Below are 22,258 nucleotides of genomic sequence, written 5' to 3'. Positions count from 1 at the left end.
GTCATCTCAATGCTTGTCAAAGATACTTCCTTTGTGTCACCCTCGACCCGACCGGGGCACCCGCCCCTCGACACGGCTGTCGGAACTCGGAGGGTCAGCGATGACGCACCACAGGGACCATTCACCGGACCACCTCGTCCTGATGGGGGTGGCCGGCTCGGGGAAGACCACGCTCGCCGGGGTCCTCGCCGAGCGCCTCGGCTGGACCGTCGCCGAGGCCGACGAGTTCCACCCCGCCGCCAACGTCGCCAAGATGGCGGCGGGCACCCCGCTCGACGACGACGACCGGGAACCCTGGCTCGCGTCGATCCGCACCTGGATGGACGACCGGCACGCGGCCGGGGACACGACCGTGCTGACCTGCTCGGCCCTGCGCCGGCGCTACCGCGACGCCCTGCGGCAGGCCGGCGGGCGCGTCGTCTTCGTGCACCTCTCCGGGTCGCGCGACCTCGTGGCCGAGCGGATGGCCGGGCGCACCGGGCACTTCATGCCGCCCGCGCTGCTGCCATCGCAGTTCTCGACGCTGGAACCGCTGGCGGACGACGAGGACGGTGCCACGCTCGACATCGGCGCCACCCCCGACGACCTGGCGACCGCGGTCCTCGACCGCTTCGCCCTCACCCCGACCCCGAGCAGGAGCACCCGGTGATCCCCACCCTGGCCCCCGCGGCCCTCGCGAGCGCCGACGTGGTCGCCCCGACGGCCGGGACCGGACAGCTCGTCGTCGCCGCCGTCCTCGGCATCGCGGCCATCGTCGTGCTCATCAGCTGGCTGAAGATCCACCCGTTCCTGGCCCTGACCCTCGGGTCGGTCACGATGGCGCTGGTCTCGGGACTGCCGCTGCTGGAGTCGTTCGACGCCTTCACCTCCGGTTTCGGCAAGACCATGTCCGGGGTCGGGCTGCTCGTCGCCCTCGGCGCCGTCATCGGGACGTTCCTCATCGCCTCGGGCGGGGCCGACGCGATCGTCGACTTCGTCCTGGCCCGCACCCCGACGCGGTGGCTGCCGTGGGCCCTGGCGCTCGTCGCGTTCGTCATCGGCATCCCGCTGTTCTTCGAGGTCGGGGTCGTCATCCTCATCCCCGTCGTGATGATCGCCGCGCGCCGCGCCCGGCTGCCCGTCATCGCCCTCGGCATCCCGGCGCTGGCCGGGCTCTCGGCCCTGCACGCCCTGGTCCCGCCGCACCCCGGCCCGCTCATCGCCATCGAGGCCCTCGGGGCGAACCTCGGCCTCACCCTCGGCCTGGGGCTGCTGGTCGCGATCCCGACCGTGATCGTGTCCGGTCCGCTGCTGGCGATCCCGATGCGCCGGTGGGTGCCGATCCCGGCGCCGGACACCTTCGACCGTGGCCCGGAGCTGGCCCCGGGAACGCGTCGGCCCGGGGTGGGGATCTCCCTCGTCGTCGTGCTGCTGCCCGTCGCCCTCATGCTCGCCCGCACCCTGGCGGAGACCCTCGGTTTCGAGGAGTCCGGGCTCGGGCAGGCCCTGGTGTTCGTCGGGACCCCCCTGGTGGCGCTGCTCATCACCACCCTGCTGGCCCTCGTCGTCCTCGGCTCGCAGCTGGGCCTGGACCGCTCCGCGATCGGCGACCGGGTCGGATCGTCGTTCGGCCCGATCGCCGGGATCCTGCTCATCGTCGGGGCGGGTGGCGGGTTCAAGGAGACCCTGGTGCTCTCCGGCATCGGTGACGTGATCGCCGACGGCATCACGCAGGCCGGCATCCCGACCCTCGTCGCCGGATGGCTGGTCGCGGTCCTCATCCGCCTGGCCACCGGTTCCGCGACCGTGGCCACGACGACCGCGGCGGGGATCATGGTCCCGCTGGCCGGCGGCCTGACCGACACCCACACCGCGCTGCTGGTCCTGGCGATCGGGGCCGGGTCGGTGTTCCTGTCCCACGTGAACGACGCGGGGTTCTGGTTGGTCAAAGAGTTCTTCGGGATGACCGTGGGGCAGACGTTCAAGACGTGGTCGCTGATGGAGACCGTCCTGTCCGTGGTCTCGCTGGTCTGCGTCCTGCTGCTCTCGCTGGTGCTCTGACCCGGATCCCCGCCGCACGACGAACCCCCGCCGGATCCGAGGATCCGACGGGGGTTCGTCGTCGCTGCGGCCCGCTCAGTGGGCAAAGTGCCGCGGCAGGGTCGCGGTGTGCGCCGCGCGCAGCTCGTCCAGCGGCACCGAGAACAGCTCCTGGACCTCCAGCTGGGCCGGTCCCCCGGCCGCGTCGTCGGTGACCCCGATGCGGACGTGCGGCAGGCCGCGGGCGGTGCACATGTCGGTGAACCGCACCTCCTCCTCGCGCGGGACGCTGACGATCGCGCGGCCGGCCGACTCGGCGAACAGCGCGGTGAACACGTCGACGCCGTCACGGTCGCACAGCTCACCGAGCCACACCCGGGCACCGACACCGAAGCGCAGACCCGACTCGACCAGCCCCTGGGCCAGACCGCCGTCGGAGAGGTCGTGAGCGGCGTCGACCAGACCGTCGCGCGAACTCTGGACCAGGATGTCGGCCAGCAGCTTCTCGCGCTCCAGGTCCAGCTTCGGCGGGAGCCCGCCGAGGTGACCGTGCTCGGCCCAGGCCCACTCCGAGCCGCCGAACTCCTCGGCCGTGGTCCCGAGCAGGTAGATGTTCTGCCCGGACTCCCGCCATCCCGACGGGGTGCGCCGGGTGACGTCGTCCAGCACCCCGAGGACCCCGATGACCGGGGTGGGGAGCACCGCCGAGTCCAGACCGCGGTCACCCGTCTGGTTGTAGAGGGAGACGTTGCCCCCGGTGACCGGGACCCCGAGCTGCTCGCAGGCCACGGCCAGGCCCTGGACGGCCTCGGCGAACTGCCACATGACCCCGGAGTCCTCGGGCGAGCCGAAGTTCAGGCAGTCGGTGACGGCGAGGGGTTTCGCCCCGGCCGCGGCCACGTTGCGGTACGCCTCGGCCAGGGAGAGCTGGGCCCCCGTGCGCGGGTCGAGCTTGGTGTAGCGACCGTTGCCGTCGAGGCTGAGCGCCACCCCCAGACCGGTCTCCTCGTCGACGCGGACCACGCCGGCGTCGTCCGGGGTGGCGAGCGCGGTGCCGCCCATGACGTAGCGGTCGTACTGGTCGGTGACCCACGCCCGCGAGCAGAGGTTCGGGCTCGCGACCATCCGCAGCAGGGTGGCGCGCAGGGCGTCGGCCCCGTCGGGTCGGGCCAGCCGCTGCGCGGTCGGGACGTCGGCCTGCAGGGCGTCCTGGGACTCCGGTCGGGCGAACGGGCGCTGGTAGACCGGGCCGTCGTGGGCCACCGTGCGCGGGGGGACGTCCACGACGGTCTCCCCGTGCCACTGCACGACGAGGTGCTCGCCGTCGGTGACCTCGCCGAGCACCGCGGTCTCGACGTCCCACTTGGCCGTCACCGCGAGGAACGCGTCGATGTTGGCCGGGGTGACGACCGCCATCATGCGTTCCTGCGACTCGCTCATGAGGATCTCCTCGGCCCGCAGCGAGGGGTCGCGCAACGGGACGCGGTCCAGGTGGACGAGCATCCCGCCGTCCCCGGCCGAGGCGAGTTCGCTGGTGGCGCAGGACAACCCGGCGCCGCCGAGGTCCTGGATCCCTTCGACGAGGCCCGCGTGGAACAGTTCCAGGCAGCACTCGATGAGGATCTTCTCCGCGAACGGGTCCCCCACCTGCACGGCCGGACGCTTGGTCGGGCCCTCGTCGTCGAACGTCTCGCTGGCCAGGACCGAGACCCCGCCGATGCCGTCGCCGCCGGTGCGGGCGCCGAACAGCACCACGAGGTTCCCCACCCCGCGGGCGTTGGCCAGGTGCAGGTCCTCGTGCTTGAGCGCGCCCACGCAGAGCGCGTTGACGAGCGGGTTGCCCTGGTAGGAGGGGTCGAACACGACCTCCCCGCCGATGTTGGGCAGGCCGATGCAGTTGCCGTACCCACCGACGCCGGACACCACGCCCGGGACCACACGGGCGGTGTCGGGGTGGTCGATCGCCCCGAAGCGCAACGAGTCCATGACCGCGATCGGACGCGCGCCCATCGCCATGATGTCGCGGATGATCCCGCCGACACCGGTCGCCGCCCCCTGGTAGGGCTCGATGTAGGAGGGGTGGTTGTGGCTCTCCACCTTGAAGGTGACGGCCCACCCGTTCCCGATGTCGACGACGCCGGCGTTCTCGCCGATGCCGACCATCAGGTGCTGCTTCATCTCCTCGGTGAGGTGGTTCCCGAACGTGCGCAGGTGGACCTTGGAACTCTTGTAGGAGCAGTGCTCGCTCCACATCACCGAGTACATCGCGAGTTCGGCGCCGGTCGGGCGGCGGCCGAGGATCTCGCGGATGCGCTGGTACTCGTCGGCCTTCAGGCCGAGCTCGGCCCAGGGCTGCTCCTGCTCGGGGGTCTGCACCGCCCGCTCGACGGTGTCGAGCGAGGTGGGGGTGGTCGTGCTCATCGGAGGGCCTCCAGTCCGGCGCTCAGCACGGAGGTGAACAGGCCGAGACCGTCCAGGCCGGGGCCGAACAGCTCCTCGACGGCGTGCTCCGGGTGGGGCATCAGCCCCACGACGTTCCCACGTTCGTTGGTGATGCCCGCGATGTCGCGCAGCGAGCCGTTGGGGTTGCCGTCGAGGTAGCGGAAGACGACGCGCCCCTCGCCCTCGAGGCGGTCGAGCGTCTCGGTGTCGGCGACGAAACCGCCCTCACCGTTCTTCAGCGGCACGACGATCTCGTCCCCCGCGGCGAACTGCGAGGTCCAGGCGGTCGACGCGTTCTCGACCCGCAACCGCTGGTCCTTGCAGACGAACTTCTGGTGGTCGTTGCGGACCAGGGCGCCGGGCAGCAGGTGCGACTCGCAGAGCACCTGGAACCCGTTGCAGATGCCGAGGACCGGCATCCCCCGCTCGGCGCCGGCGACGACCTCAATCATCACGGGGGCGAACCGGGCGATGGCGCCGCAGCGCAGGTAGTCGCCGTAGGAGAAGCCGCCGGGCAGGACGACCGCGTCGACCCCGTGCAGGTCGGCGTCGGCGTGCCAGAGGGCGACCGGCTCGGCCCCGGCCAGGCGCACCGCGCGGCGCGCGTCGCCGTCGTCGAGGGAACCCGGGAAGGTGACGACCCCGACCCTCACGCCTGGGCCTCGGCGGCCCGGACGGAGACGACGTCCTCGATCACGGGGTTGGACAGCAGCTTCTCGGCCGCGGCGCGGGCCTGGTCCAGCACCTCGGGGGTCACCTCCCCCTCGACCTCGAGCTCGAACCGCTTGCCCTGGCGGACGCCGACGAAGGCGTCGAAGCCCAGCCGCGGCAGGGCGCCGACGACGGCCTTGCCCTGGGGGTCGAGGATCTCGGGTTTCGGCATGACGTCGATGACGACGCGACCCATGCGCGGCGCTCCTTCGAAGAGGGGGGCGGGCGGGAGTTCCAGCAGGGTCAGGTTACCGGGCGCGGCCCGCCCCCCTGGACGTCAGCGGGCCTCGAGCTCCCCCAGCTCCTCGGCCCGGGCCGCGAGGCGCAGGACCCGCTCGCGTCCGGCCGCCCCCCGGCGCTCCAGCACGGCCTCGGCCAGCAGGCAGACGACGGTGTGGGCGGCGGCGTAGCTGTCGAAGGCCCCCACGCCGTCGACCGGGACCTCGAGGCGGTGGGTGACGGGCAGGCGCAGACGCCGCACCCCCGGGTCGGCGAGCAGCACGACGTCGGCCCCCGTGCCGGCGCACGCCCGGACCACCTCCCCGAACGCGGCCGGGCGGCGGCGGAAGCCCACCGTCAGGGCGACGTCGCCGGGACCGAGCGCGGCGAGCTCCTCGGCCAGGCTCTGCCCCGGCAGCGGCGCGAGCTGGACCCGGGGACGGGCCTGGACGAGCTGCTCCCGCAGGTGCAGGGCCACCGGGTAGGAGTTGCGGAAGCCCAGCACCAGGACGTCCCGGGCGTCGGCGACGACCGCCCCCACGGCCGCCAGCAGCTCCTCCGGCACGGCCTCGGCCGTCCGTCGCAGGTTGCGCTCCTCCGCGGCCCGGTGCCGGGCCCACAGCCCGTCCCGGCCGGACCGGGAACCGATCGGGACCCCCGAGGTGCGCAGGTCGCGCACGCTGGCCCGGGCCTCGGCGAAGGAGTCGAAGCCCAGCCGGCGGAAGAACCGGCTGACCGTCGCCTTGGAGGACCCCGACCCCGCGGCGAGCTCCGTGGTGGTGGTGGTGGCGAGCCCGAGCGGGTCCTGCAGCAGCAGGTCGGCGATGTGCCGTTCGGCCGGGCCGAGGTCGGCGTAGACCGCCTCGACGCGGCCGGGCAGCGACAGGTCGACCCTCACCATCAGGACCGCCGCCGGGCGACCTCGAGCACGGTGGTCTCGAAGGCGTCGAGGCCGCGGGCGACGTCCTCCAGGAGGACCGACTCCCCCGGATGGTGGCTGATCCCGTCGTGGCAGCGGACGAAGAGCATGCCGACGTCGGTGACCGCCGACAGCGCCATGGCGTCGTGACCCGCCCGGCTCCACAGGCGCAGCGGATCCGTGTCGCCGGTCGCCCGACCGATTCCCGTCTGCACGCTCTCCATCAGATCACCGGCGAAGAACGAGGCGTCGGCGCGGTGGGTCTCGGTCAGCTCGAACGTCATGTCGCGCTCGGCGCAGAACTGCCGGCCGTGCTCGAGCAGCCTGGCCAGGAGGTCGTCGCGGGTGCTGTCGAGCTCGGCCCTCGTGTCGAGGGTGAACTCCACCAGACCCGGGACGACGTTCACCGCGCCCGGGTAGGCCTGCAACCGGCCGACGGTGGCGATCCCCCCGGTCTCGACCGCGATCCGCTCGGCCGCGAGGACGATGTCGGCCGCCCCGACCAGTGCGTCGCGGCGCGAGGCGTACGGGGTCCCCCCGGCGTGCCGGGCCTCCCCCACCACCCGGCCCGTGAACCGCCGGGCCCCGGCGATGGACGTGACCAGCCCCAGCGGGCGGTCGGCGCGTTCCAGGTAGGGGCCCTGCTCGATGTGCAGCTCCAGGTAGCCCACCAGCTCCTCCGGACGGCGGGCGGCCTCGGCGATGCGCTCGGGGCGCAGACCGAACGACTCGTGGGCCTGGGCGACGCTGACCCCGGCCTCGTCGGTGCGCGACCAGAACTCCTCGCGCCAGAGCCCGGCCACCGCGAACGACCCCAGCAGCGCCGTCCCGAACCGGGCGCCCTCCTCGTCGCCGAAGGCCACGACCTCGAGCGCGAACGGCAGCGCAACTCCCCGGGACCGGATGCGCCGCACCACCTCGACGGCCGAGAGCACCCCCAGCATCCCGTCGTAGCGGCCTGCGTCGGACACCGTGTCCAGGTGCGAACCGAGCACCAGCGCCGGCAATCCCGGTTCCCGGCCCTCCAGCCGCCCCCACTGGTTCCCGGCCTGGTCGCGCCAGGTCCGCAGCCCCGCCTCGACCATCCACCGCGCCGCGAGCTGGTTCACCCGGTCGTGCTCGGGGGTGAGGTGGAACCGCTGCAGCGCCGTGGCGGAGGCGCTGACCCGGGCCAGGGCGTCGCACCGGTCCATGACCCGACGCGCGTCGACGAGCGTCTGCGCGGCAGGGGTCGCGCTCACCGGTAGACCTCCTGGGCCGCCGTCACCCCGCCACCCGGTTCCACCGCGACCCCGAACTGCCGCAGCACGCTCTCCAGCGCCGCGAGCGTGACGAGCACCGCGTCGCGGCGGGCGTTGTAGCCCATGGTGCCGATCCGCCAGACCTTGCCGGCCAGCGGGCCGAAGGAGGTACCGATCTCGATGTTCCACTCGTGCAGCAGGATGGACCGCACCGCCTCGCCGTCGATCCCCTCGGGGATCCGGACGGCCACGACGTTGTTCATCTTGTGCGCGACGTCGCCGAACACGGTCAGGCCCAGGGCCTGCACCCCGGCGAGCATGGCGGCCCCGTGCAGACGGTGACGTTCCACGGCGACGTCCACACCCTCCTCCAGCAGGAGCCGGGCGCACTCGCGCGCGCAGTAGAGCATGGTGGCCGCCTCGGTGTGGTGGTTGAGCCGCTTCTCCGACCAGTAGTCCATGACCATCGCCAGGTCGAAGTAGTTCGAGCGGATGCGGTCGGGGAGGTCCGCCTCGTCCTCGTCGGCGTCCGGGTCGGGACGCAGCCCCGCCTCGATGGCGCGCCGCCCGTCGATCACCGCGACCGCCGCGGGTGACAGCGTGATCGGAGAGCTTCCTGACGGCCCGCCGAGGCACTTCTGCAACCCCGCGGTGGCCGCGTCGACGCCCCAGGCGTCGACCTCGAAGGTGTTCCCGGCGATGGAGGCGGTGCAGTCGACGTAGAGCAGCGCGCCGTGGCGGTGGCAGACCTCCCCGATCCCCTCCAGCGGCTGGTTCATGGTCGTGGAGGTGTCGCCCTGGACCATAGCGACGACGGCCGGGCGGACCTCGCGCACGGCGTCCTCGATCTGCTCGGGCGTGAACACCTCGCCCCAGGGGACCTCGCGCACGTGGACCTCGGCCCCGCAGCGCTCGGCGATCTCGCGCAGCAGGTGCCCGAACCGACCGAACACGGGCACGAGCACCCGCTGGCCCGGCTTCACGAGGGACACCAGGGCCGCCTCGATCCCCGCGCGCGACGTCCCGTCCACCAGGAACGTCTGCCGGTTGTCCGTGCGGAACACCTCGCGGTAGAGGGCCATCGTCTCGTTCATCCAGCCCGTCATCACGGGGTCGTACTGGCCCACGAGCTGCGTCGACATCGCGGCCAGGACCCGGGGGTCGACCGTGATCGGCCCGGGGCCCATGAGCAGGCGCGGCGGCGGCGACAACGGGGCGAGGACGGACCGCTGATGAATCGACTGTTCCACGGCTTCATTCTATGCAACGATCGTTCCATCCGTGAAGCCCTCAGGCGTGGAGGTCCGCGAGTGCCCGTGCTGCAACCCCTCTCCATCCCCCTCGGCGCCCCCGTCGCCGGAGCCGCCTACGTCCCGGCCGGGCCGGGGACGGTGCGCTGGGGAGACCTGCCCGTGGGCACGGACACCCCGGTCCTGGAGGTCGACCCGGGCGCGAGCGTGCTCGTCGACACCGTCAGCCACGAGGGGATCCTCGAGGACCAGGGCCGCGACCCCGTCACCTTCTTCGCCGGGCACGGGTTCGGCGCCGCGGAGGTGCTCACCGACGCGGTGCGCGTCGCCCGCGACGTCGAGCACGACCCGGCCCGGGTCGGGCCGCACGTGGTGACCGGCCCCGTCGCGGTCCGCGGCGCCCGCCCCGGGGACGTCGTGAGCGTCACGGTCGAGGCGCTCGACCTCCGCACCGACTACGGGATCGTCTCCAACCGGCACGGCCGCGGGGCGTTGCCCGGGGAGTTCCCCCTCGACGGGGTGGGTCCGGTCTCCATCCTGGCCCGCGTCGACGGGGACCCGGTCGAGCTGCGCGGTTCCCTGCCGGCCCGGCCGGGCAGCGACGCCCGCGTCCGGTTCCCGCTGAATCCGTTCCTGGGTCTGGTCGGCGTCGCGACCCCGGGGCCCGGGCGGCAGCACTCCGTCCCACCGGGGGCGCACGGGGGCAACATCGACGTCTCCGTCCTCGGCATCGGGTCCACGCTGCACCTGCCCGTCCAGGTCGAGGGCGCCCTCGTCTACACCGGTGACCCGCACTTCGCCCAGGGCGACGGCGAGGTCGCGCTGACGGCGTTCGAGGCCCCGTTGCGGGCCCGGTTGCGCCTCGACCTCGTCCCGGCGGCGGCGGTGCGGCTGCGCGACCGGATCTGGGCGGAGACCCCGGAACTGCTGGTGCCCATCGGCCTGGACCCGGACCTCGACGAGGCGATGCGCCAGGCGGTCCGGACGGCGCTGGACCTGCTGCAGGACGCGGGGATGGAGCGGGCGCACGCCTACGCCTACCTCTCCGCGGCCGGGAACTTCGCCGTCTCCCAGGTGGTCGACCGCACGTGCGGGGTGCACGGACTCATCCGCAAGGCCGACCTGCACGAACTCCGAGGGGTGGGCTCGTGACCGACGCCGAACTGCTCCGCGCCGCGCACGAGTACGAGAACGCGTTGCGCGACAACGACCTCGCTGCCCTCGACACCTGGTTCGCCGACGGCCTCGCGACGGTGCGGGCGGAGGGGGGAACCGCCCTGGTGGGGCACGGGGAGATCTCGGACTACCGGGCCCGCCGGGGTGGGGCCCCGGTGCGCCACCTGCGCCGGGTCCACGTCCGCGAACCGGCCCCCGGGCACGCCGTCACCGTCTCGGAGACCGAACGCGTCGACGGCGGGTCCGGGTTGCAGACCCAGGTCTGGGAACGACGCGGCGAGGGATGGCGCATCATCGCGGCCCACGTCTCCGGGGCACCCGCGGCCCCCGTGCCGACCGTCGCCCCGGGACCGGACCGGGCGACGTGGCGGGAGCGCGGCCCCGACGGAGGGGCGCTGGTCCGCGGCTCCGGGCACGGCGAGCTCGCCGGGGTGCGCGTCGCGGTCAAGGATCTCGTGGACCTGACCGGCCACCGGGTCGGGGCCGGGGTCCCCGCCCACCTGGAGCGGGCGGTCCCGGCCACGCGCACCGCTCCCGCCCTGCGGGCCCTGCTCGACGCGGGGGCCGACGTGACGGGGATCGCGCAGACCGACGAGTTCGCGTTCTCCCTGATGGGGACGAACGCGCACTACGGGACGCCGGCGAACGTCGCGGCCCCCGGGCGGACGACCGGGGGTTCCACCAGCGGACCGGCCGCAGCCGTGGCGGTCGGGGCGGCCGACCTGGGGATCGGCACCGACACCGCCGGGTCGCTGCGGGTGCCGGGGTCGTTCTGCGGCCTCTACGCCTGGCGGCCGACCCACGGGGCGGTGGACGTCGAGGGGGTCCTCCCGCTCGCGCCGAGTTTCGACACGGTCGGCCTGCTCGCCGCCGAGCCCGCGGTCCTGCTGCGGGCGGGCCGGATCCTGCTGGGTGTCCCGGGGACCGTCGAGCGACCGCGGGCCCTGCTGCGCAGCGCGACCCTGTCCGGCCTCGCCGAACCGGCGACCGCGGTCGCGGTGGACGCGGCCCTGACCGCGTTGGCCGTGCAGACGGGACTTCCCCTGCTGGACGTCGTCGACCTGCCGGGGGGTGAATTCGGGACCGAAGAGGTGCAGGCCTGGACCGCCGCCTTCCGGACGGTGCAGGCCGCGGAAGCCTGGGCGGCCCACGGACGGTTCGTCGAGGAGAACCCGGGCGCGGTCTCCCCCGCGGTCGAGGCCCGGTTCCGCACTGGGGCCGGGACCGACCCGGTCGACGTCGACCTCGCTCGCGAGACGTTGCGGCGCAGCGCCTCACGACTCGCCGCGCTGCTCGCGCACGGATGGTTGACCCTGCCCAGCACCGCGGGTCCGGCGCCGCTCCTCGACGCCTCCCCGGCGCAGTGGGAGGCCGCCCGGGCGTCGACGCTCCCGTTGACCTCCCTCGCCTCGGGCGCCGGGGTCCCGGTGCTCGGGTTGCCGTGGGGTCGGGTGGGGGAACTCCCGGTCGGGTTGTCGGTGCTGGCCCCGGCCGGAGCCGACGCCGGCCTCCTGGACCTGCTCACGCGGGTGGCCCCCGAGGGTCGGCGGCACCGCGCGACCGAGGAGCGGCCGGGTCAGTCGGCCACGTAGGGGGTCTGGACCAGTCGGCCCTGCGCACACACGGGTCCGAAGTTCCACGGGATCGCGATCGGGGCGATCTGGTCGGGCGGGATGACCAGCAACGACGTGGGGACCGCCTCGCAGTCGCCGGTGGCGGGCTCCCCCACGGCGGTGTCCGCGGTGCGCGACCAGGTGATGCCCGAACGGGCCCGGTCCCCGGGGGCGAGCACCACCAGGACCGGGGAGTCGTCCGTCCGCTGCTGGCTGGACAGGATCGTCCCGCCGTCGCTGCGGCCGAGACTGACCCCGCCGAAACCGCGCACGGTGCAGGTGCGGGGCGAGATGTTGGTGAGGGTGATGGTCGCCGACCCGGCCGCCGCCCCCGCCGTCGCACCCGGGGCCAGGCCCGGGGCCAGGTCCTCGTCGACGCAGGCCACCGGTGCCCCAGCGGCGGACGAGGGCGGGGGTGACCCGGGGGCCGGGGTCGTCGCGGTCGAGGAGGTCGGCGGGGACGTCTGTGGGGACGTCTGTGGGGATGTCGAAGACGCGGGCGGGTTCGCCGGGGTCGAGGGGGTCGGGGGCCCGGACGTCGGCGAGGCGGGACCAGCCGTCGGGCTCGGCGGTTCCACGCCGACCCCGCCCTGGAACGAGCACGCGGCGAGCAGCAGCAGCACCGCGGACGTGACGGGAAGGGCGGGTCGGAGCCGGGGGCGCACGGCCTCATCCTGCCCCCGGGGGGATGATCGGGACGTGCCGACCATCCTGCTCGCCGACGACGAGACGGCGATCACCGACAACCTGGCGCCGCTGCTGTCCCGCGCGGGTTTCGACGTGGTCGTCGCCCACGACGGGGAGGAGGCGCTGGCCCGGGTCCGGGCCCGGCGCCCGGACCTCGTCGTGCTGGACGTGATGATGCCCCGCCTCGACGGCCGGGCCGTGCTGCGGACCCTGCGCCGGGAGAAGATCGAGACCCCGGTCATCCTGCTGACCCAGGTCGGCGAGTCCAGCGAGCGGGCGATGGCGCTGGAGGAGGGGGCCGACGACTACCTGAACAAACCCTTCGACCCGCAGGAACTCACCGCCCGCATCCGCGCGGTGCTGCGGCGGCAGGAGGGGACCGGAGGCGGGGGGCTCGGGCAGTCCTCACGGTTGCGCAGCGGGCCGGTGCTGCTCGACCGGGTCTCCCAACGGGTCTGGAAGGGCGAGCGCGAGGTGGTCCTCACACCCCGCGCCACCGCCCTGCTGGCGTACCTCATGACCCATCCGGACGAGGTCATGACCCGGGAACGGTTGCTCGAGGCGGTCTGGGGGTGGAGCTACCAGACGAGCACCCGGTCGGTGGACACCCGCGTCGCCGAACTGCGCCGGGAACTCGAGGACGACTCCGCCGCCCCGCGGTTGATCACGACGGTGCTGGGTACCGGCTACCGGTTCTCCGGTCACGTCGAGCGGGCCTGACGTGCGCGTCCGCCCCTTCCTCGCCCCGGTCGTCGTCGCGCTGCTGACCGCCGCCCTCGCCCTGGGGTGGGGGTCCGGGTGGTGGCCCGGCGGGCAGGACCGGGTGACGGCCGAGGTCGGTGCGCGGCCCGCGGACTGGACCCTCGCCCTCGGCGGGGTCCTCGTCCTGGCGCTCGTCCTGCGGGGTGCTCGACGGCGACGACGGGAGCGGGAACGCGGGCGCCGCGAGCGACGGTTGCGAACCGAGGTCGCGGACCGGGCGACCCGGGACCGGCAGCTGCTGCTGGGACGGTTGGACCACGAGCTCAAGAACCCGCTGACCGCGATGCGGGTGGCCCTGGCCAACGTCGCGGCGGCGGAGACCCCTGCGGCGCAGAAGGATCGGGGCCTGCGCAGCATCGAGGAGCAGGTCCTGCGGTTGAGCCGGCTCACGGCCGACCTGCGCAAGATCGCCGACGTCGAGACCAGCCCGCTGACCCGCCGCCCGGTGGACGTCACGGCCCTGCTGGAGGAGGCGGTCGAGATCGTCGGTGAGCAACCCCGCGCCGAGGGGCGGCGGATCAGCGTGGACGTCCCCCGGGCCCCGTGGCCGTTGCCCGCGGTCGACGGTGACGCGGACCTGCTCACCCTGGCCGTGGTGAACCTCGTCGACAACGCCGTGAAGTACACCCCGGCAGGAGGTCGGGTGGAGATCCGTGGCCGGGAGACCCCCGAGGGGGTCCTGGTCGAGGTGGCCGACACGGGGCAGGGGATCCCCGCCGACGACCTCCCGCACGTCTGGGACGAACTGTTCCGCAGCCAGTCGGCGCGGTCCGTCACCGGCAGCGGACTCGGGTTGCCCCTCGTCCGGGCCGTCGTGGAACGGCACGGGGGCCGGGTGTCGATCGAGAGCCGGGAGGGGGCGGGAACCGTCGTCCGGGCCGTCCTGCCGGTGCCGACCGAGCGGGACTGACCCCGCCGCGGCCACCCCTCCCCACCCCCCGTGATCAAGGAATCCGCCGGGCCGCGCGGGCGTGTTCCCATCTCGACACACGCTGTCCCGGAACGGTGGCACCACGGTCACCGCGGCGCCACACCGCGTCCCTAGCGTTGTCGACGTGGCCGCATGAGCGGTCACGAACCCACGGTCCGGGGGATCGGATCCCCCGTCGAGGAGAACATCATGCGTGGCAAGATCACCGTTGCTGCCGCCCTGCTCGCCACCGCCGGTCTGGCCGGGGCGGGTGCCGCCATCGCCGCCCCCACCGTGCCGACGGCGACGCCCATCCACTTCGCCGCCGGGGCCACGTCGGCCCACGTGGCGGGCAAGGTCGCCGCGCACGGCGACCAGCGGTACACCTTCGACGCCCGCGCGGGCCAGCGGGCCACGTTTCATCTGGCCCGCAGCACGTCGGCGATGACCTGGACGCTGGTCGGTCCGACCGGGCCGGCCGTCCACGACGCCCGCAGCCCGCGGCAGAGCGACTTCGCGTACACGCTGCCCGAGACCGGGCGCTACTACGTCGACATCGTCTCGTCGCGTCCGGCGAGCTACGACCTCACGCTCTCGATCCCCGCCCCGCGATCCGGCGGCACCACGGCCGGGGCGATCGTCTTCGCCCCGGGGGCGACGTCCGCCACCGTCACGGGCCGCCGGGGTTCGGCGGCCGCCTCGACCGACTACCGCTTCGACGCCCGCGCCGGGCAGCGGGCGAGCATCACGTTCACCGATTCCAGTCCGCTCGGGACCTGGGACCTGGTGGCCCCCGACGGCAGCCCGTTGCACAACCAGATGACCAGCGAGCAGGCCCACGGCACGTTCACGCTGCCCGCCACCGGGACCTACCGGCTCACCGTTCAGTCACCGGCGCACAGCCACTACGCGCTCACGCTGTCGATCCCGCGGGGTTGAGGCGCGGGGCCGGGTCCGGGGCGTAGCGTGCGGCCATGCCCCGACTGCTGCACCTGGACTCCTCCGCCGACCTCACCGGGTCCCGTTCCCGCGCCATCACCGCCGCGCTGGCCGAGGCCTGGGCGGCCCGGGGCGAGGACTACGAGGTGGTGCGGCGCGACCTGCACACCGACCCGCTGCCCCACATCCCCCACCCGGAACTGCACTGGGCCGCCGCCGACCGGACCGCGGGCACCGTCGTCCCCACCGAGTGGGAGACGTTGCAGCGCAGCGTCATCGAGGAGCTGTCCAGTGTCGACGCGGTCGTCGTCGGGGCGCCGCTCTACAACTACACGGTGCCCTCGACGCTGAAGGTCTGGCTGGACTGCATCCACGTCCCCGGGGTGATGTTCGGGGCGGGCACCGAACCCATGACCGGTCGACCGGCGGTCGTCGTCAGCAGCCGCGGCGCCGTCTACGACGAGGGCACCCCGACCGAGGGGTGGGACCACGGTGTCCCGGTCCTGAAGATCATCCTGGGTGACGCGCTGCGCATGGACGTCACCGTCGTGCAGACCAGCATCACCCTGGCCCACCGGGTGCCCGACCTCGCCGGGTTCGCCGACCGCAGCGACGCCGAGTTCGCGGCGGCCCTGGACCGCGCCCGGGAGCTCGGCTCGACCCTCTGACCCGGACGGAACCGGGGCGGCCCGAGGCGCGTCGGAGGACCATGCTGATCCGCCCGTACGGGCCCGTCGCGCTCCTCCTGGTCTCGTCGACCGTCGGCACCTCGTGCACCGGCGCCATCGCATGCACCGACGAGGGATCACCGAGCGGCATCCAGGTCGACGGATCGGCCTACGACGTCGCCGCCCCGGCCGAACGGGGTCCACGCTCCCTGGAGGTCTGTGCCGCGGACCGGTGCTCGGAGTTGGACACCGCCTACTGGCCGGTCGAGGACGGCATGTTCCCCGCCCCCCTCTCGATCGAAGAGACACCCGATCCGGTCACGGTGACGTTCCGCGTCCACCACACCGACAGCGGCCTCCTGGTGCAGGAGAGCACGGTGACCGTTCCGACCCTGCCCGTCGTCTACCCCAGCTTCGGAAGGGGTTGTGAGCGCGAAGGCCGCTGAACCTCGGTCCGGCTCGACGCCGACGGGAACCTCGGACCCGGTGACCTCACGCTGCCGGCAAACCTTCGCCCCGGCGAGGAGAATTGAACCGGAGAGCCGGTTCAGACCTCGAACTGCACCCGGGCGACGTCGACGCAGACCTCGACGATGCGGGCCCGGTGCACGTTGTGCTCGGGGTCGACGTCGTAGGCGCGGTACGCCTCGGCGTCGACCCAGTCGTTGGTGATGGCGAAACTCCACGCCCCGGCGCGCAACCCCGCGTCGAGGCCGACCCGGTTGTCCAGCAGACCCGGGAGGCGCAGCGCGGCGATCCCGCGCAACCCGTCGCGGAGTTGCGCGAGATCGGCCGCGGCCGACTCCTCGGACCCGGACGACCGCAGCCGCCCGAGCACTACGTTGCGGATCATCGGGCCGGACCGTCAGTCGGTCCCGGCCTCCATGGCGGCGCGGGTCAGCGCCGCGTCGTCGACCGACAGCGCACCGGCGGAGGCGATCTCCTCGGCCCCACCGGCGTCCATCGCCCCGATGAGTCCGGTGGCCGCGGCCTGGGCCGCCCCGATGGGGGCAGCGGTCGAGCCGCCGACGAGGCCGAGCACGGCGTACTGCTCCAGCTTGGAGCGCGAGTCGGCGATGTCGAGGTTGCGCATGGTCAGCTGCCCGATGCGGTCGGTCGGGCCGAAGGCGGAGTCCTCGGTGCGCTCCATCGACAGCTTGTCGGGGTGGTAGCTGAACGCGGGCCCGGTGGTGTCGACGATCGAGTAGTCCTCCCCGCGCCGCAGCCGCAGCGTCACCTCACCGGTGACGGCCATGCCGACCCAGCGCTGCAACGACTCCCGGAGCATGAGGGCCTGCGGGTCGAGCCAGCGACCCTCGTACATGAGCCGACCCAGGCGGCGGCCCTCGTTGTGGTAGCTGGCGAGGGTGTCCTCGTTGTGGATCGCGTTGACGAGGCGCTCGTAGGCGGCGTGCAGCAGGGCCATGCCCGGCGCCTCGTAGATGCCGCGGGACTTGGCCTCGATGATGCGGTTCTCGATCTGGTCGGACATCCCCAGCCCGTGCCGACCACCGATCTTGTTGGCCTCGAGGACGAGGTCGACCGCGGTCGCGAAGGTGGACCCGTTGATGGTGGTGGGCCGACCCTGCTCGAACCCGATGGTGACGTCCTCGGTGGGGATCTCGACACCCTCGTCCCAGAACCGCACGCCCATGATCGGCTGCACGATCTCCAGGCCGGTGTCGAGGTGCTCCAGGGACTTCGCCTCGTGCGTCGCGCCCCAGATGTTGGCGTCGGTGGAGTACGCCTTCTCCGTCGAGTCGCGGTAGGGCAGGTCGTGCGCCTGCAGCCACTCCGACATCTCCTTGCGCCCACCGAGCTCCCCGACGAAGGCGGAGTCCAGCCAGGGCTTGTAGATGCGCAGTCCGGGGTTGGCCAGCAGGCCGTAGCGGTAGAACCGCTCGATGTCGTTGCCCTTGTAGGTGGACCCGTCGCCCCAGATCTGGACGTCGTCCTCGAGCATGGCGCGGACCAGCAGGGTGCCGGTCACGGCGCGACCGAGCGGGGTCGTGTTGAAGTAGGCGCGACCGCCGGTGCGGATGTGGAAGGCGCCGCAGGTGAGAGCGGCGAGACCCTCCTCGACGAGGGCGGCCTTGCAGTCGACCAGGCGCGCCAGCTCGGCCCCGTAGGCGCTGGCCCGGCCGGGGACCGAGTCGATGTCGGGCTCGTCGTACTGACCGATGTCCGCGGTGTACGTGCAGGGCACCGCGCCCTTGTCGCGCATCCAGGCGACAGCGACGGAGGTGTCGAGGCCGCCGGAGAAGGCGATCCCGACGCGCTCACCGACGGGCAGGGAGGTCAGCACCTTAGACATGTGGGTGATTATGCACCCTGCTGCATGTCCATACAACCACCGACCTCCCGGCCCGCCCGGGTCAGAGCAGCTGCTGGGCCTCCGTCAACGTGGTCCGCAGGATGCGCTCCATCTCGTCGAACTCGGCCTGCCCGCAGGTCAACGGCGGGGCCACCTGGATGACGGGCTCACCGCGGTCGTCGGGGCGGGCGTAGAGACCGTTGCGGAACAGCGCCTTCGGCAGGAACTGCTTGATGAGGGTCTCGCGCTCGGCGGGGCCGAACGTCTCCTTGGTGGTCTTGTCCTTGACCAGTTCGACGGCCCAGAAGTACCCGTCGCCACGCACGTCGCCGACGATGTCGAGGTCGAGCAGCTTGCGCAGCGTCGCGCCAAGGGCGTCCTCGTTGTCCAGCACCCGCTGGTTGAGGTTCTCCCGCTCGAAGATGTCGAGGTTGGCCAGCGACACCGCGGCCGAGACCGGGTGGCCGGCGAACGTGTACCCGTGCGGGAACCAGGCCTTGTCCTTGAGGAACGGCTCCATCAGGCGGTCGGTGGCGATCATCGCGCCGATGGGCCCGTACCCGGAACTCATCCCCTTGGCGCAGGTGATGATGTCGGGCTGGTAGCCGAACTTCTCCGCCGCGAACATCGTGCCGTGCCGGCCGAACCCGCAGATCACCTCGTCGGAGACCAGCAGGACGTCGTGCCGGTCGCAGATCTCGCGGACCCGCTGGAAGTAGCCCGGCGGGGGCGTGAAGCACCCACCCGAGTTCTGCACCGGTTCGAGGAACACCGCGGCCACGGTGTCGGGGCCCTCGAAGAGGATGGCCTCCTCGATGCGGTCGGCCGCCCACACCCCGAACTCGTGCGGGTCGGTGGGCGCCCCCATCCGCTCGGCGCGGTAGATGTTGGTGTTCGGGACGCGGAAACCGCCGGGCGTCAACGGCTCGAAGGCCTGCTTCATGGGCGGCAACCCGGTGATCGCCAGGGCCCCCTGCGGGGTCCCGTGGTAGGCGGTCATCCGCGAGATCACCTTGTGCTTCAGGGGCTTGCCCGTGAGCTTGAAGAACTGCTTGGCGAGTTTCCAGGCGCTCTCCACCGCCTCGCCACCACCGGTGGTGAAGAACACGCGGTTGAGGTCGCCCGGGGCGTACCCGGCGATGCGCTCGGCCAACCGGATCGCCGGTTCGGTCGCGTAGCCCCACACGGGGAAGAACGCGAGCTTGCGCGCCTGCTCGGCCATGACCTCGGCCAGCTCCTCGCGCCCGTGCCCGACCTGGACGACGAACAACCCGGACAGCCCGTCGAGGACCTTGTGCCCGTGCGTGTCCCACAGGTAGGCGCCCTCGGCCCGGTCGATGACCGGGGCGGGGTGGTCCTGGTAGGCGCCCATGCGGGCGAAGTGCATCCAGAGGTGGTCGCGGGCGGCGGCGGCGAGGTCACCCTTCAGCTGGGTGTCGTTGACGATCTGCTCGGTGACGGTCACGGTGTTCCCTCCTCACTCGGGCCCGCGGGGGCGGGGTGCGCGACGGTGCGTCGCGAATGACCCATCATCGCACCGTCCCGTCCCGCCCCCCGGGTCCGCACCGCGGTCGGTCCCGAGTCACCGCGCGCGCAGCAGCTCCCCCGTCGGCGGGTCGCCCGCGGCGAGCCGGCGCCCGCGTCGCCAGGTGGAGCGCACGCGGCCGGTCAGCTCGAGCCCCTCGTACGGGGTGACGGCGTTGCGGTGCTCCAGGTCGGCGCCGCGCACGGTCCAGCGCTCCTCGGGTGCGAACACCGCGAGATCGGCCACGGCACCGGGCGCGAGCCGGCCCCGGTCGGTCAGGCCGACGAGGTCGGCGGTGCGCGTCGCCATCCAGCCCACGACCTCCGCGAGCGGGACCGCGCGGGCGCGGGCCGCGGTCCACACGACCGGCAGCCCGATCTGCAACGAGGCGATCCCGCCCCATGCCACCCCGAAGTCCCCCGTGTCCCGTCGTTTGAGGTCCGCCGTGCAGGGCGAGTGGTCGGACACGACGCAGTCGATGGTCCCGGACCGCAGCCCGGCCCAGAGCGCGTCCTGCTCGGCGCCGCCCCGGATCGGCGGGCAGCACTTGAAGAACGTGTTCCCGTCGGGCACGGCGGCCGCGTCCAGGCTGAGGTAGTGCGGGCACGTCTCCACCGTGATCCGGACCCCCTCGGCCTTGGCCGCGGCGACCTCGGCGAGCCCGGCCGCGGAGGAGAGGTGCACGACGTGGACGCGCGCGCCCGTCTCCCGGGCGACCGACACCAGGGTGCGGATGGCGGTGGCCTCCGCGCTCGGTGGACGCGAGGCCTCGAAGTCGGCGTAGGACGGTCCTCCGGGGTGCGCGGCCGCCGCGATCTCCGCCGGGTCCTCGGCGTGGGCCAGCAGCAACCCGTCCACGGCGGCCTGCTCCCGGCACGCGGCCCGCAACCCCTCGACGTCCAGGGGCGGGAACTCCTCGATGCCCGAGTCGAGCAGGAAGCACTTCACCCCGAACACCCCGGCCGCGTGCAGGCCGGGCAGGTCCGGGGCGTTGCCCGGCACGGCCCCGCCCCAGAACCCCACGTCGACGACGCACTGCCCTTGCGCCGCCGCCCGCTTGACCGCGAGCGAGGCCGGGTCGAGCGTGACCGGCACGCTGTTCAGCGGCATGTCGACGATGGTGGTGATCCCCCCGGCCGCCGCCGCGCGGGTCGCGCTCGCGAAACCCTCCCACTCGGTGCGCCCCGGTTCGTTGACGTGCACGTGGGTGTCCACCAACCCGGGGAGCAGCACCTCGTCGTCGGCCAGCCGCACCTCGGTCACCGCGGGCACGTCCGCGTCGAGGTCGAGGAGGTCGACGACGCGCCCGGCGGTGACCACGACGGCGACCGGGCGTTCCGTCCCGTCCACGACGGCCCGGGGGGCGCGCAGGACGAGATCGGACGGGGGGAGGGTGCTCATCGGTCCTCTTCCTGGACGACGTCGGGGACCACCGTGCGACGACGGGCCCGGCGGGTGGGGGCGGGGGGCAGGTCGCTCGGCGGCGGGAGCCGACGCACCCGGTCGCTCAGATGCCCCGAGTGCTGGTCGGCGACCGCGAGCAACCGCTCGCCGTCGCCCTCGGCGAAGGCCTGCAGCATCTGTTCGTGCTCACCGCGCAACGCCTCGGCCTCCCGCGGGTCGAGGGCCTCCATGGGCCGGTAGGCCTCGGTGACGTCCCAGATCCGTTCGAACACCCCCAGCAGGCGCAGCATCCCCGACGGACGCGTCAGCGCGAGGTGGAACTGCCGGCTCCGCCGGTGGTACTCGCGGTCGTCGGCGGTGGCGACCGCGCGCAGCAGCGCCTCGTGGGCGGCCCGAGCGGCGGCGACGTCGTCCGGGGTCCGGACGCGCACCGCGACGGCCAGGGCCGACCGCTCCAGGGTGGCGCGCACCCCGAAGAGTTCCACGAGTTCCCCGTCGCCGAGGCGGGTCACGGTGTACCCACGACGGGGCCGGTGCTCCAGGAGCCCCTCCCCGACGAGGGTCATCAGCGCCTCCCGCACCGGGATGCGGCTGACGTCGTGCTCGGCGGCGAGGGCGTCCACGTCGAGCGGCGCCCCCGGGGGGTAGCCGCCCTCGACGATGCTGGCCCGCAACGCCTCCAGGACCGGGCGCCCTGCTCGCACGACCCCACCTCCTAGCGCAGCGGCCAGCCGAGGATCGGCTTGGGCTGCGGGGCAGCGTAACTGCGCGCCTTGGACGTCGACAGCCCCAACCCGACCAGCGACTCGGCGAGCCGCGCCGCGGCGGCCACGCCGTCCACCACCGGCACCGGCAGGGCCGCCTGGACCGCCTCGGTGACCCCGGCCATGCCGGCGCACCCCAGCAGCACCACCTCCGCGCCGTGGTCGTCCACGAGGGCCTGGGCCTCGGTCACGAAACCCTTGGCGGTCGACTCCGGGTCGGCGTCGAGCTCCAGCACCGGGCGGTCCACCGCCCGTATCCCCACGCACCGCCCGGCCAGTCCGGAGAGCAGCAACCGGTCGTGGATGGCCGGGGCCGCCCGGGTGAGGGAGGTGACCACGCCGTAGGTCCGGCCAAGCAGGCAGGCGGTGTGCGCCGCCGCCTCGGTGATGTCGACCACCGGCACGGTGAGGACGTCCTGCAACGCCTCCCGCCCGACCTCCCCGAAACCGGCATGGACCACGGCGTCGAACGGACCGTCGTGGCGCTGCACGGCGTCGAGGACCCCGACCGCGGAGAGGTGGCTCTCGTAGTTCGACTCCACCGACGCCGGTCCGAACCGCGGGGTGAGCGCGACGACCCGGGTCCCGGCCGAGACCGCGGCCGCCGCCGACCGGCGGATCGTCTCGGTCACCTCCGCGGAGGTGTTCACGTTGACGACGAGGATCGTCCGGTCGGCGGCGGGGGTGCTCACGGC

Annotated in this window: 22 protein-coding genes; 9 read left to right on the top strand and 13 right to left on the bottom strand. The window is 73.4% G+C overall.

The features are described 5' to 3' along the window. The first annotated feature begins 100 nt into the window (after positions 1 to 100). Positions 101 to 649 (top strand): gluconokinase, encoded by a 549-nt coding sequence (locus ACFFKU_RS03570; protein ID WP_380135708.1) that lies wholly within the window; start codon positions 101 to 103, stop codon positions 647 to 649. Next, entirely contained in the window at positions 646 to 2,040 is a 1,395-nt protein-coding gene (locus ACFFKU_RS03565; protein ID WP_380135706.1) for a GntP family permease, read from the top strand. The genes ACFFKU_RS03570 and ACFFKU_RS03565 overlap by 4 nt, the downstream gene beginning before the upstream one ends. 75 nt (positions 2,041 to 2,115) lie before the next feature. On the opposite strand, the gene purL is transcribed toward ACFFKU_RS03565, so the two are convergent. The 6 genes from purL to ACFFKU_RS03535 form a co-directional block, all read right to left on the bottom strand. Beyond that, complete coding sequence (gene purL / locus ACFFKU_RS03560; protein WP_380135704.1) at positions 2,116 to 4,440, bottom strand: phosphoribosylformylglycinamidine synthase subunit PurL; 2,325 nt, start codon at positions 4,438 to 4,440, stop codon at positions 2,116 to 2,118. Further along, positions 4,437 to 5,114 (bottom strand): phosphoribosylformylglycinamidine synthase subunit PurQ, encoded by a 678-nt coding sequence (gene purQ / locus ACFFKU_RS03555; RefSeq protein ID WP_380135701.1) that lies wholly within the window; start codon positions 5,112 to 5,114, stop codon positions 4,437 to 4,439. Before purQ ends, purL begins: the two co-directional genes overlap by 4 nt. Next, complete coding sequence (gene purS / locus ACFFKU_RS03550) at positions 5,111 to 5,368, bottom strand: phosphoribosylformylglycinamidine synthase subunit PurS (RefSeq protein WP_380135699.1); 258 nt, start codon at positions 5,366 to 5,368, stop codon at positions 5,111 to 5,113. Before purS ends, purQ begins: the two co-directional genes overlap by 4 nt. 81 nt (positions 5,369 to 5,449) lie before the next feature. After that, on the bottom strand, positions 5,450 to 6,289 hold the full coding sequence (locus ACFFKU_RS03545) for a MurR/RpiR family transcriptional regulator (RefSeq protein ID WP_380135696.1): 840 nt from the start codon (positions 6,287 to 6,289) through the stop codon (positions 5,450 to 5,452). A 2-nt stretch (positions 6,290 to 6,291) separates the two neighbouring features. Beyond that, a complete protein-coding gene (locus ACFFKU_RS03540; RefSeq protein ID WP_380135694.1) occupies positions 6,292 to 7,551 on the bottom strand; it encodes an allantoate amidohydrolase in 1,260 nt (419 codons plus the stop codon). Beyond that, positions 7,548 to 8,738 carry a (S)-ureidoglycine--glyoxylate transaminase gene (locus tag ACFFKU_RS03535; RefSeq protein WP_380136110.1) on the bottom strand — a complete coding sequence of 397 codons (1,191 nt, stop codon included), beginning with the start codon at positions 8,736 to 8,738 and terminating at the stop codon, positions 7,548 to 7,550. The genes ACFFKU_RS03540 and ACFFKU_RS03535 overlap by 4 nt, the downstream gene beginning before the upstream one ends. Before the next feature lie 129 nt (positions 8,739 to 8,867). On the opposite strand from ACFFKU_RS03535, the gene ACFFKU_RS03530 reads away from it, so the two are divergent. Further along, positions 8,868 to 9,953 carry an acetamidase/formamidase family protein gene (locus tag ACFFKU_RS03530; RefSeq protein WP_380135691.1) on the top strand — a complete coding sequence of 362 codons (1,086 nt, stop codon included), beginning with the start codon at positions 8,868 to 8,870 and terminating at the stop codon, positions 9,951 to 9,953. After that, on the top strand, positions 9,950 to 11,569 hold the full coding sequence (locus ACFFKU_RS03525) for an AtzH-like domain-containing protein (RefSeq protein WP_380135690.1): 1,620 nt from the start codon (positions 9,950 to 9,952) through the stop codon (positions 11,567 to 11,569). The genes ACFFKU_RS03530 and ACFFKU_RS03525 overlap by 4 nt, the downstream gene beginning before the upstream one ends. Here the strand turns inward: ACFFKU_RS03525 and ACFFKU_RS03520 are convergent. Continuing rightward, entirely contained in the window at positions 11,554 to 11,976 is a 423-nt protein-coding gene (locus ACFFKU_RS03520; RefSeq protein ID WP_380135688.1) for a DUF4232 domain-containing protein, read from the bottom strand. The two genes, ACFFKU_RS03525 and ACFFKU_RS03520, sit on opposite strands and share 16 nt — an antisense overlap. A gap of 313 nt (positions 11,977 to 12,289) precedes the next feature. On the opposite strand from ACFFKU_RS03520, the gene ACFFKU_RS03515 reads away from it, so the two are divergent. The 5 genes from ACFFKU_RS03515 (at position 12,290) to ACFFKU_RS03495 (ending at position 16,002) form a co-directional block, all read left to right on the top strand. Further along, entirely contained in the window at positions 12,290 to 12,997 is a 708-nt protein-coding gene (locus tag ACFFKU_RS03515; RefSeq protein ID WP_380135686.1) for a response regulator transcription factor, read from the top strand. A 1-nt stretch (position 12,998) separates the two neighbouring features. Then, a complete protein-coding gene (locus ACFFKU_RS03510) occupies positions 12,999 to 13,949 on the top strand; it encodes a sensor histidine kinase (protein ID WP_380135684.1) in 951 nt (316 codons plus the stop codon). Between the two features lie 153 nt (positions 13,950 to 14,102). Beyond that, positions 14,103 to 14,888, top strand: coding sequence for a peptidase (locus tag ACFFKU_RS03505; protein WP_380135683.1), 786 nt, complete (start codon positions 14,103 to 14,105; stop codon positions 14,886 to 14,888). 35 nt (positions 14,889 to 14,923) lie between these two features. Then, complete coding sequence (locus tag ACFFKU_RS03500) at positions 14,924 to 15,556, top strand: FMN-dependent NADH-azoreductase (RefSeq protein ID WP_380135680.1); 633 nt, start codon at positions 14,924 to 14,926, stop codon at positions 15,554 to 15,556. A gap of 41 nt (positions 15,557 to 15,597) precedes the next feature. Next, entirely contained in the window at positions 15,598 to 16,002 is a 405-nt protein-coding gene (locus ACFFKU_RS03495) for a hypothetical protein (protein ID WP_380135678.1), read from the top strand. A 101-nt stretch (positions 16,003 to 16,103) separates the two neighbouring features. Here ACFFKU_RS03495 and ACFFKU_RS03490 read toward each other — a convergent pair whose 3' ends face one another. The 6 genes from ACFFKU_RS03490 to ACFFKU_RS03465 form a co-directional block, all read right to left on the bottom strand. Beyond that, entirely contained in the window at positions 16,104 to 16,409 is a 306-nt protein-coding gene (locus tag ACFFKU_RS03490; RefSeq protein ID WP_380135677.1) for an antibiotic biosynthesis monooxygenase family protein, read from the bottom strand. A 12-nt stretch (positions 16,410 to 16,421) separates the two neighbouring features. Beyond that, the gene (gene argG, locus ACFFKU_RS03485; protein ID WP_380135675.1) at positions 16,422 to 17,870 is read right to left on the bottom strand and encodes an argininosuccinate synthase; all 1,449 of its coding nucleotides are present in this window, start codon (positions 17,868 to 17,870) and stop codon (positions 16,422 to 16,424) included. Positions 17,871 to 17,931: 61 nt separating this feature from the next. Next, positions 17,932 to 19,317, bottom strand: a complete 1,386-nt coding sequence (locus ACFFKU_RS03480; protein ID WP_380136109.1) for an aspartate aminotransferase family protein — start codon at positions 19,315 to 19,317, stop codon at positions 17,932 to 17,934. A 135-nt stretch (positions 19,318 to 19,452) separates the two neighbouring features. Beyond that, positions 19,453 to 20,796 carry an allantoinase AllB gene (allB, locus tag ACFFKU_RS03475; RefSeq protein WP_380135672.1) on the bottom strand — a complete coding sequence of 448 codons (1,344 nt, stop codon included), beginning with the start codon at positions 20,794 to 20,796 and terminating at the stop codon, positions 19,453 to 19,455. Further along, positions 20,793 to 21,503: a GntR family transcriptional regulator gene (locus tag ACFFKU_RS03470; RefSeq protein WP_380135669.1), complete on the bottom strand. Its 711-nt coding sequence runs from the start codon at positions 21,501 to 21,503 to the stop codon at positions 20,793 to 20,795. The genes allB and ACFFKU_RS03470 overlap by 4 nt, the downstream gene beginning before the upstream one ends. 11 nt (positions 21,504 to 21,514) lie before the next feature. Then, positions 21,515 to 22,255, bottom strand: coding sequence for an aspartate/glutamate racemase family protein (locus ACFFKU_RS03465; protein WP_380135668.1), 741 nt, complete (start codon positions 22,253 to 22,255; stop codon positions 21,515 to 21,517). Positions 22,256 to 22,258: the final 3 nt, after the last annotated feature.

This window comes from Kineococcus gynurae (assembly GCF_042433995.1).
GTDB classification, from domain to species: domain Bacteria; phylum Actinomycetota; class Actinomycetes; order Actinomycetales; family Kineococcaceae; genus Kineococcus; species Kineococcus gynurae.
Note: the sequence above shows the minus strand (reverse complement) of the source record. Positions and strands in the feature narration are given on the sequence as shown.